We start from the raw sequence: 12,078 nt of genomic DNA, 5'->3' as shown, positions 1-12,078 counted from the left end.
ATGTCAAATACTATAATGCACCCTTCGTTAAGTCAGTTACTTCCATTAGATAAAATACCTAATGAGATTGAAGCCATTAGAGATGCTTTGATTAGTATTTTTGATGATATTTATGTGAAAAATTTGATTGCTAGTCAAAGCTATGATGGTTCTTCAGGATTTTACAGTTTGACATTGACATCCTATAATTCTATTGGAATAGATATTCCTATTGAGAAAGATTTGCGTCTTGTGTTAAATCCCGCAACGAGTGGTAGTACAGAAATTCCGATTAGTTTTGATTACTCGTGGATAATATTACGATATATCAATAATTTTAATTTTGAATCATTTGATAATACGGTAAAGTCGGTATTGAATGTCCTGTTAGAATTATCTGGAATCAATCATTCTCAATATTTACGAGAAGTACTTATTGTATTTTATCCTGGTGGAGAAGGGTTAGAAAACTTTGTTCAGGAATTTAATACTAATTATGGTCAAAATATTACAATATCTGATGATGATTTTTATTCTCAACAAGAAAAATTAGATTTAGTTTTAAATAAAATAGATGATTTAGATTTTAATATTATCGAGGTTACTTATGAAAGTGTAATAGAAATAGATGGACTAAATCGTGTAAAAAAATTATTTGCTCGATTTTTCGATAATATTGAAGAAAATTTAAAAGAAGCATTAGAGTTAAATTTTAATGCTGTTATTCATGAGATTAGTATAGGATTACAATTTCCACGTAAATGGTTGGTGCCTGTATATACTGGCATTGAACCTGTGCCTAATTTAGGAATAAATGATCCATTACCCGATAACTATTTTAGTTATTTAAAATTTAATGCGGGAAGTTTAGAGTATTCATCAAAGCGAGGATTTGAATTTAACAATTTGAGTAGTTTTGATTTAAACCGTTCTATGATTGGTAATACAGGCTTGATAGCAGAATTTTCAGGATTAAAAATTGATTTAAATAAAGATAAAAATATCCCTGAGGCCGATGCCGATGGTCGCCCTAAAACATTTAAAGGGGTTTATGCAGATTATGCAGCAATAACTTTACCAAAATTATGGTTTAAAGAGGATAATGGACAAACATTACGAATTGCTGGTAGGAGGCTATTAATTGGTTCTGGGGGAGTATCTGGAACGATTATTCTAGAAACAGTAAATGGTACTCCAGCTACATCGGATGACTTTTTTTGGTTTAAAATTGGGGGAGATAATGGATTTTCATTAGGCTTTAATCGTTTTGATATTACATTCAAACAGAATGTTGTAGTAGCTTCGAATATTCGAGGTGCATTGAAAATCCCCAAATTTAAAAATAAAACAACAGGGTTACCCTTGCATATTGATGTTGCAGGACATTTATATGAAGATGGCGATTTTAATTTAACTGCTGCTGTTGAAGGAGGACTTCAGGCAAATTTATTTGATTTTGTCAATTTTAATTTTCTAACATTTGAGCTGGGTAAGGACGATAATACTTTTTATGTAGGAACTTCTTGCGAAATATGGTTCGATAATGCCATAATGACTAAGCTGATTGGAAATCAAAAAATAATTATTCCAAATATCCGACTATATAGTAATGGACATATTGAAATTGTAGGTGGAAATGGATTTATTCCATCAAACATTACAATAGATTTAGGACCTGTAAAAATGGTAGTTACTGGTATTCATTTTGGAGCCCATGAAAGAAATGGTAGAAAATACAATTATTGGGGCTTTAATGGAGCCATCAGTATGAATCCGTTAGCATTAGATGCCCGTGGTCAAGGAATAAAATATTATTATACGATAGATAATGATGAGTATAATGGAGTTGGTGATTCATATATTAGTATTTCTTCAATAGAAATTGATATGATTATTCCTGGGGGGGCAGATCCGACAAATGCTCTGGCAATTATTCACGGTAGTTTAACAATACCAGATCCGGGAGAAACACGGGAATATAGAGGAAGTGTAAGTTTAGAATTACCAAAAGCAAAGGTTAAAGCTAGTGCAGCTATGCACTTACAGCCGAAAGAACCAGCATTCATTATCGATGTATCCCTTGATCAACTTCCAGCACCTATTCCTATAGGTCCTATAGCAATTTATGGTTTTAAGGGTTTATTGGGTTATCGTTATGTAGCGGAGAAAGAAGCTGTTGGATTGGTGTCGGGAGTGAATACTTGGTATGATTATTATGTTTATCCACCCCGTGGCATACACGTCAGTAAATTTAGCGGACCGAATAAAACAAAGGATTACAGTACACCATTTTCAGTAGGAGTTGGAGCTATATTAGGTACTTCATTTGATGATGGTACAGTAATTTCAGTTCGTGCAATGATGTTATTGTCATTACCTACTTTATTTATGATTGAAGGTAGAGCTTCAATATTAGCTTCCCGCTTAGGATTAGATGATTTGAAAGAACCCCCATTCTTCGCTTTTGTGGCATGGGGTGATAGTTCTATTGAAATGGGAATGGGAGCAGATTATAAATTACCAAAACGTACAGGTAAAATCTTTGATTTGCATGCTCAGGTAGAAGCCCGTTTTATGTTCAATAACAATTCGGCTTGGTATGTAAATATTGGGACTCGAGAAAAGCCAAATACGGCTACATTATTTAGAGATGTTATTAATTTAAGAGCCCTGTCATACTTGATGATTTCTGCTCAGGGTGTTCAAATTGGAGCGGCTACATATTTTGAAATTAAGAAAAATGTATTCGGAATAAAAGTCCTTATTCGAGCAGGAATTGAGGCAGGTGGGAGAGTCAGTTTTGAAAGACCGCAGATGGGAGGGTATTTATACTTTGGAGGAAAGATAGATGTTAATGTATGGAGACTAATATCAGCAGGGTTCTCATTGGATGTATTTTTTTCTGCAGAAGCAGTAAAACCATTTCTTATAGCAGCAAAAATTCATGTTGCAGGAAGAATTCGTGTATTTAGATTCATTAAAATTAAATTTAGTATTAGATTAGCAATAGAATGGCGTATTAGTAATGAAGTAGATACTTCACCAATTGCTGCATTGCCATTTGAAAATATTCCAGAGAATAACAGTGTAAACCGTACAGAAGAATTAGTGAAAGGGATACACATGTTAACGAATGAAATATTTGAAATTAAATATTTGGGAAAAGATTTAATGATAGTTGATCCCGAATCTATTACACAAGTTATTCCATTGGACACCTATATTGATATTAAAAGTGTAAAAGGACTCATTCCAGTCAATGTGAGTCAGAAATTAGGTGGATATACAACTGCACCATCAAATTATGTAGATTTAATACCGCCTGTACAAACCGTTCCAGGAGGACACGTATTACGACAGGTAAAACATAAATATTCCATAGACAAAATTGAAGTAAAGGCATGGGATGGTACAAATTGGATAGACTATCATCCTTATGAAGCACTGGTTGAAGAAGGACCTAAGAGAAATGAAGTAAGTAATCTGAAAATCGGTTATTGGCAACATAATGGAAATGGATATAATACAATTCGTCTTTTAGCAAATAATCCATTTTCATATTTGGATGGAGGTCAACCAGGTTGGTTTATTCCAGAACATTATGGGATTACACCTTCAACTTTGTTTTGCGAAACAAAAACATTAAAGTATGATGTGATGAATGTTTTGAATAAAACATTGGGAAAACTTTATTTTTATGATAATGCTGAAAGAGCTTATTTTATTAATGGAATTTATTGTAAAATCATTGGAGTATTTAATGAAGACTTTACATTACAAAATAATATTATTCCAGTAGACTGCCTTAAAGTTACGGATGAATTGAATGTGTATGATTATGCACAATCATTAAGTTTTACAAATTACAATCATTTAGTTTTAATTCTTCCAGAGAATAGTGTCGATACAAAATTAAAATTAAGCTCAAATTCACTCGGTGTAAGAATCAAATATTATAGTAGCTATATTTCGCCAAATCATTCACGGGTTCAGTATCAGTTAATTGAAGAACTTTATAAAACAGGAGAAGAATTAAATATCCCTATTGTTTACTCTAATACTGACCAACCAATTATTAAAATTGTAATTGAGCCTATAACTCCAGTTTCAGATCAAGTAAGATCAATAAGAGAAGAAATTGAAGCTTTATTTACCCAAACGTATTCGAATTCGGATGGGATTATTACACTAATTTATCCGAGTGATAAGGTAAAATATGACTTATTAATGGTCCAATTATTAGCAGTATTAGCTCAAGGTTGTTCTGCTTCAGAAAACCCTTGTTCAAATAAAGATGAAAAATTATGTAATCTATATAATATTTTACTTTCTGGGTATTGCTTTACGTCGATAGCATCAGTAGACGAATTAAATATGTCTTGTTATGCTCAGTTCCAAAATTTTATTAAAGGTTACGAGACTACTTATCCTGGGATAGTCATTTTGCTACAACCCTATTATAATAATTTTTCAAATGCATTATTTCAATTAACAAAATTGGTTAATGATGGTGTACCCTTTAATCAGATTTTATCAGCTTATAATTTGTTATCTAGTATTGCAGGTCAAATTATGCAGGTACTTCAAGAAAAGGGACATTGCAGTTGTAAACCAGAAGATGAAATAAAATGTATTACTTCATTACAGGAATTGGAATGGTTAACATTGGAAAAATATGAATATAATTCTTTAATACCTGATTCTGCAGCACAGATGGCAGATCAGTTAGCTATGGAAGCAGCTATTGAAAAAATGGTACAACCCATCTGGAGACCAAACACAAAATATTATGTTAGCTTTAAATTAATTGATGAAGTGAATAATGGAGCTGGATATGGTACATATAATTATTTCTATGGGTTTAAAACGGCTGGTGGAGTTGGATATTTTCACGATGCACCAGGGGTTACTTATGGAAATGAATACGATATAAATGGGACTATAATTAACAGGCCCAATGGAAAATTATTAAATCCTGAAGGTTATTCATTAACATCATTACGAGAGTATATAGACTATAATCGTTCCTATCCAAATGCAGATAGTAATTTATTACAATCCAAACCTTTATTCTGGGGACATTATGAATGTAAAATAACAATATTCTTTACAAAACCATTAACCTATCATATGCTTTCATCTTGGCCAAAGTATATGGATTTACCAGCATTAGAAGGATCTATTAATATTAAAATTAAAGATCCAATTTCGAATGTATTGATACCATATCCGCTACCAATTGAATTCAATGAAGAAACGGTTCCTATACCTGTTGGAAATGGTGCTGTAGATTCTATTTGGATAGATGATAATGATCCAAGGATTCCAGCAGATATTCAATTACTAAATGCATTAATCGAGAATGGTGATATTCCGTGTCAATTGCATATTGGTGATGCTGTAATTCCTGAGAGTTATGCATATTCGGTGAAACTTACGAATCTAAAACCTCAAAAGTTATACACAGCCTTAGTTTATTCAGCCTTTGATGTAAATAGTAACGGTAGTTTAGATGAAAATGAAAATGTAGAAGTACATAGTTTTGTATTTCAGACGTCACGGTATGAAACTTTTGAAAAACAGATCAATAGTTATATACTAAAAGATGAGGAAGGAAATCAAAAACCTGCTATTTTTAAATTGTCAATATCGATATCATCACAAGCTGTTTCTAATGCTTTTGATATAATTTCGGGAACTAATGTTAATGTTTTACCTAATTTAATAACTAAATATTCTCATTTATTTGATCGGGTACTAGAAGGTGTATTTTTATTAAAACCATTAGAATTTGCAACGACTACAGAATTTAACGTGATTCGAAATGAACAGACAAATCAATTAATAGCTTTATTGATTCGTAATCCAGAGCCTTTTAATAATCCTAAAATACCAGTCGGAGAAATACAAAATACTATAATAGTATTAAATAACAATAATGAGATAGATCCAAATTATAAAATGCTTTATTCAAAAGATTATGCTCAGGTTTTAATTATGAAAATAGGAAATGTAATAACAGAACCAAACTTGAAAATTAGATTTCAGTATAAAGAATGGAATGGTACAGCCTATACTCCTGTAGGAGAAAATGTAACAGTGATTATTGATATTAACGCGTAAAATTCCAACAATGATTTTTATTAACCAATATATAAAACAAAACCAATCCAATAGAACTGAACAGACATATTACTATTCAGAACCATTTATTGAGGAAGAACTGCGCTTTATTTTTGCAGTAGGGCAGTATGAGTTTAAGGGCCTAATTACAAAAATTGATTTAAATGGAAATCTAATATGGGAAAAACAATATACAATTGAAGATATAGCTGATCCAATTGTAATACATAAGGTAATTCAAATAAAAGATTATACTGAAGGTACAGGTAGTATTAGTTATATTGCCTATGGTTTAATTGGAAATAGACATTACTTAATGTCATTTGCTGGAATTGATGGGGAAATATACTGGACAAAGGAAATCCTTACATTGGATACAGAGTCACTTCTTCATATTGAACACAGTTGTAATGATTATTGTTTTTATATTGTAAGTTGCTGTAAAGGAATAGATTATGCGCCTATAGTAAGTAAATTAAATCGAAAAGGAGATAGTGTTGGTAATTATGAGCTGTCATATACTGATCAAAAAATTTCAATTACTGTAATTACAAGTAAGATAGGAGGACTAGTATTGACAGGGAATAATATTAATTCAAACCTAGGGATTATTATTGAATTAGATTCAGATCTTAAAATGAAGTATTCCTTTGAGATTAAAGATCAAAAATGGGATATTCAAGATATAAAGATTACTTCAAATGAAGAGTATTTTATTGTTGGGAAAACATTGGATACAAGGATGAATTTTTTGGCTAAATTTAGAAGTACAGCCTCAACTAAATTCTATTCTTTACCCAATTCAAATGGAAAAGATGTAAAATTATGTTTGAAAGGAGACAATTTTTATATAATACAATATGATATAAAAAATGGAGTAATCCACTATTTTAATTCAGACTATAATAATATTTGGTCAAAAGAAATAGTACTTTCTGAAGAGCATGAGAATGGTATAAAATCATTATATCACATGAATGATAATCTAACATTGAATTGTTTCTATCAGAAAGAAAATTCATTTATAGTTCACACCGATTCAGATTTAAATAGTTGTAGTACTAATCTACTTGAACCTGTTAATCTTATAGATAAGAGTTATAGTGTTGGAGAGATTAATATTCGATTAAATATAACTAAACTAGATATTGAAGGTATAGAATCAAACAATATTGATTTAATTTCCGAAGTTAAAACACATTGTCAACAGAAAGGGGAAAGCATTAGTATTTCAGATTACTTATCCCTTCAATCCCCTAATTTAATGTTGTTGACTGCTGGGTCAACAGGAGAAGATGGTAGTGCAAAAGGAATTCATTTAAGATGGATTTTTGGAGGATTATTAGGGAAGAAACATTTACCTAAAGGAGATTATGCACAAACAAATTTTAATTTTAATAAACCAAATGATTACGTTAAGGTTTACAGAGCTCGCTATGAAAGAGCAGCACAATTAATTCTTGATTTTAATACATCACCTCAGGTTGTAGATGATTTTAATACATTATGGGTATATAAGTTATCAGGAAAATTAATTTATGTCAGATTTAAAAATCAATTAAAATATTCTGGATTAAGAACTTCGATCAATCCATTAATAAACCCATTGAATTTTATAACAGAATATGGGGATGAAATTATTGAATTGGAAAGCAAGAAAGACTTATTCTTTGCAGCAAAATTAAGTAGTACTAATTACAATACAGCTTCAGTAATAAAAACAGAAGTTTTATCAGTTACTGAAAATTTAGAAACTGCTCCTAAAAATACTTTTTCACGAAAACAATATACGGGGAATCAATTAGCAGACGTACATTTAATGGGAGAAAATATACGTAGTATCCGATATAGAACAACTTCTTGTTTAGTTTCAAAAGTATATTTTGAATTTTATATTGATTTTATTACTACATCAAATGCAAACTTAGCATGGGATGTATTAGGAAACTATGCTGTAAGTTTAGATGACTCAACTGTTTTTTCACGACTTGAACCAGAATTAGGATTAATCCATAATAAATGGCCACGATTTAATGATAATGCATTTGTAAATACAGCAAATTACAAAGATCGATGGAGTGGTCCTATATTAGGTGTAGATGATCGAAATGTAAAAATGGTGACTACAAAATTTATAGAATTAAGTAATGCATTTGATAATCCTTCTGCTATTGAATCAATTGTATTAGGAGCTGAAGAAGGAAGTCCTGTTTTACAAGATGAAGTAATGGATATTTCATTACTAGATATGTTGAATTTTGGAGCTAATGATTTTCATATGGCCAGAATGCTAGGTTTAGGTATGCTGGATGTAGAAAGCAATGTTTTTAATGGTTCATATATTTATGTTACTGAATATATAACATTTGGAGATTTTGAAGATGGATTAGGGTCAAGAGAAATACAACATTTATCAGTAAGCTTACCAACAACTATTAATAATCAAAGATTACCAATTGCAGTTCAGATTAAAGAAATTATACCTGGGGTCGTTAGTAGCAATGATATAGAAGAACCAAGCTCTCCAGAAATTACAGATTCACAAGGATATACATTCGATGGGAGATATCGACATGTTTCTTTAATAGCAGAAGATGAACCACTAGATGAGGTTAATCAGCCTTTTTATGTTACATTACTGGAGTTTGATCGTAAAGAATTTACTTTTCCTGTTTATGCAGGTATAGAATATAAAAAGAATAATGAAGTAACTTGGATGATACCAGAATTATCAAATGATCCAAATTATCAAAATGCGGTACACTCAGGTTTACCACATAATGAAACTATTCCTTTAATTGTGTCACAAGAAACAAATGTGATTTATATTCATAGACAAAGTGATTCAGGGACACATTATTATGGATCTTATGGTATTAATATCTTTTCAAGAGCAACTAGTAGTGAAATTGTTCATTCTATTATAACAGATTTAAAACCTGCAAATTTATTAAAAGCTCCCACAAAAATTAATGCACATTTAATTAGAAAAGAAACACCGTTACTTTTAACCTCTCAATTAGATCAGGATCGTTATACTGCTTTAATTAATGAGAATATAACTGATAAGACTTTAATACGGCTTACTTATGATTATCATACATATCATGAATTAACAGGTTTATTAATTGAACCAAAATATGATTATCTTACAGATGCCCAAATTGAGCAAAATATACCGTTAGATCTAGTTCATCCAGATGATAAAGAATTATATGCAGAAGAAATAGAAATATTTTTCAGGAATCAGGTTCCTAATAGCGTTTCAGGAAAAGTAATAGAACTAAAAGATGACCCTACAAATCCCTTGTTATCAGTCCTTATAACAAATAGTTATTACATGGCTAGTACAGGAGACACGTTGGTTCCAAATTTATCCAATGAAGTATATCAGAATTATATTGGAGGAATGTTTATTATGGGAGAGCAGCAGTTTGTAATTCACGAAATTATTCCTTCACCAACCCAACCTACAATAAAGGTCTATAAAAAAGAAATTAGTGATACATTAAGTTTTGGACAAACTGCAACTACAATAACTGATGTAGATAATCTTGAATCGCCAATTATTACCTTGGATGGATTGTTTATGATAGTTGAAAATATGCAAAATTTGGTTAGTTGGGGCACTGCTAATCCTCATAGTTTAAAAGTTAAAGTTGGAATACCAAATTCTTCCGATTGGAAAATTAGAAGAGAAGTATATCATACAACTGATTTAGATGGCCAAAGTCAGAGATTTATAGAGAAATCAAGAGGTTTTTGGAAAAATGCAATAGTTGAGAAAAAAGAAGAACCAGTTGGACAAGATAATAATGGTAATCTAATATATGGTCATAATGGACTTTATAAAATGACTTTTATTGATTTTATATTGCCTCAACATTCGCAATTTAATGCAAATGGAGTTTCGGTTGAATGGAATAATGGTGTTGTACGATTAAAAACTGAATCTACCTTTGTTATGAATGGGGAAAGAAAAACGTTTGAAATTGTAAAACTTGAATTTTCATCGATTTCGAATGTTGTACTTTATTTTCAAGATACTTCTTTTAGTCCTGAAAGTACATATGATGCTGTGAAATTAGGAGCACAACTGATTAATTTTTATCCTGGATATAAAATTTATTTATATGTAGATGTAAGTAAAAACCTTACAGAAGCGAAAACTCTTCCTGGACAAGATGAAGGAGTAAAATATTCTATTTTTGGATTCAGAAGCCATGAAACAGTATATCAATATTTTTCAAAAATAAGTATTCCTACATTAATGTTTGCTCAGGAATTAGTTGCTCCCAAAACCCCTGAGTTACCCATAGGTTCGTTGTATGCAACTCGACCAGATTTCTTTGGTAAAGCGACCTATTCCTTTACAACAGTTTTTGGACACAAACCTAATAGTGCAATTTTTTATAGATCGAATGATGAGGGCATTTTGGGTGCTTTATATGATGTTAGTACTGTAAGTCAAATAAGAACTGCTTTGGGAATATTAGGAGGTAATGATGAACAATTTTTAACGAATCGATGGAACAATTTTTTTAGTTTTAATCAACTTAGAAATCAAGAAACCTATAATATGTATCCGCCAGAAAATGGATACATTATGCCATTACCAAATAACCCGCAATTAATTGAGTCTATAAATAATTTTATTATTTGGCATAATCAGACTTATAATGAAAATATTAGTCCTATTATATCAATTAGTGCTCTAAAACAAGTTGTAATTCTAGCAAATTCAAATGCTGATAAAGAATTACGCATAATAGATTTTGTTGAACAAACCATTCAGAATACTTTTGTGTCATTAACAGAACTACCGATTGTATATCAACACATTAAACCAAATAACTTACGTCCAGAGATTTACAATCCTTTACCCAAAAAACAAACGATTAAAGATCGTAACGGTTATATTTTAGCAGCAACAGATGTAGATTTTGACATGGCACCAATGGCTAAAATTGTAAGCACAAGCCCACATAAAGTTTTATTTACAGATTTTACTTTGGATGGAACTTCGAGTAATATTTATTTTTATAGTGTTAAAGAGCTTAACAGTCAAATGCAAATGGGATCCTATAGTCCTTTTCTTGGACCAATAAAGTTAGTCAATACAAATCCCCCAGAAGCTCCAGAAATAAAAAGAATTATGCCAGTTTTAAGGGATAGTGTCCTTGAAAGAGAATCTTCTATTGTTTTTGAAATTAATAATTATCATAAAGCACAGAATATCAGAAAAATAACATTGTACAGAGCTTTTAATATGCTTGATTCGCAATCAATTCGTACAATGTCAAAAGTTAAAATTATTGACATCAATGATGAAGCGATTTATGATAATGCATTATGGATTTTTAGTGATAATTTTTCAGATTTGAATGAAATTCCTTATGGTGAAGCTTTATACTATAGAATAACAGTATCTAGAAAAGTGGAATATTTTGAAGAAGGTATGGGAATAGTAGCAGAATATGCCCCATCAAAGCCATCAAAGATTACTGCTACGTTAATGGTGGAAAATGCTTTACCAGAATCTCCAATAATAAATTATACTTCATTACCGATTAACCCAGCAGGCCAAATCAAAGAAGTAGTGTTGTACTGGGAGAAAACGTTGTACAATGGAAAATATCATCTTTATAAGATAAATGCTCAAGGAAATTGGATAAAAATCAAAGAAATTGCTTCAAATGAATTATCTGTTGAAGTTCCTTTAATTTCAACAGATTTAGAAACAGGAACATTGGAAACACTCAATGGAGAAGGAAATAAGATTTATCATCATTTTAAGGTAATTGCAGAAAATTCAACAGGAATGTTTAGTACTCAGGAAAATATATTAACACTTTATTTAGCTGAAGATGGTTTTGGTATTGGTGAAATGGTAATTGAAAGTTCATTCATTGTTCGTTGATTTAACGATTAAATATATAATAAAGAAAGATATGATACAGCCTATTAAGATATGAA

Annotated in this window: 2 protein-coding genes; both read left to right on the top strand. The window is 30.8% G+C overall.

Annotation, left to right across the window (positions count from 1 at the left end):
* Positions 1-6,102 carry a hypothetical protein gene (locus tag P6733_RS05475; protein WP_306350748.1) on the top strand — a complete coding sequence of 2,034 codons (6,102 nt, stop codon included), beginning with the start codon at positions 1-3 and terminating at the stop codon, positions 6,100-6,102.
* Between the two features lie 10 nt (positions 6,103-6,112).
* Positions 6,113-12,022 (top strand): hypothetical protein, encoded by a 5,910-nt coding sequence (locus tag P6733_RS05470; RefSeq protein ID WP_306350746.1) that lies wholly within the window; start codon positions 6,113-6,115, stop codon positions 12,020-12,022.
* Positions 12,023-12,078: the final 56 nt, after the last annotated feature.

It is taken from the genome of Flavobacterium aerium (genome assembly GCF_030766725.1).
Lineage (GTDB): Bacteria > Bacteroidota > Bacteroidia > Flavobacteriales > Flavobacteriaceae > Flavobacterium > Flavobacterium aerium.
Note: the sequence above shows the minus strand (reverse complement) of the source record. Positions and strands in the feature narration are given on the sequence as shown.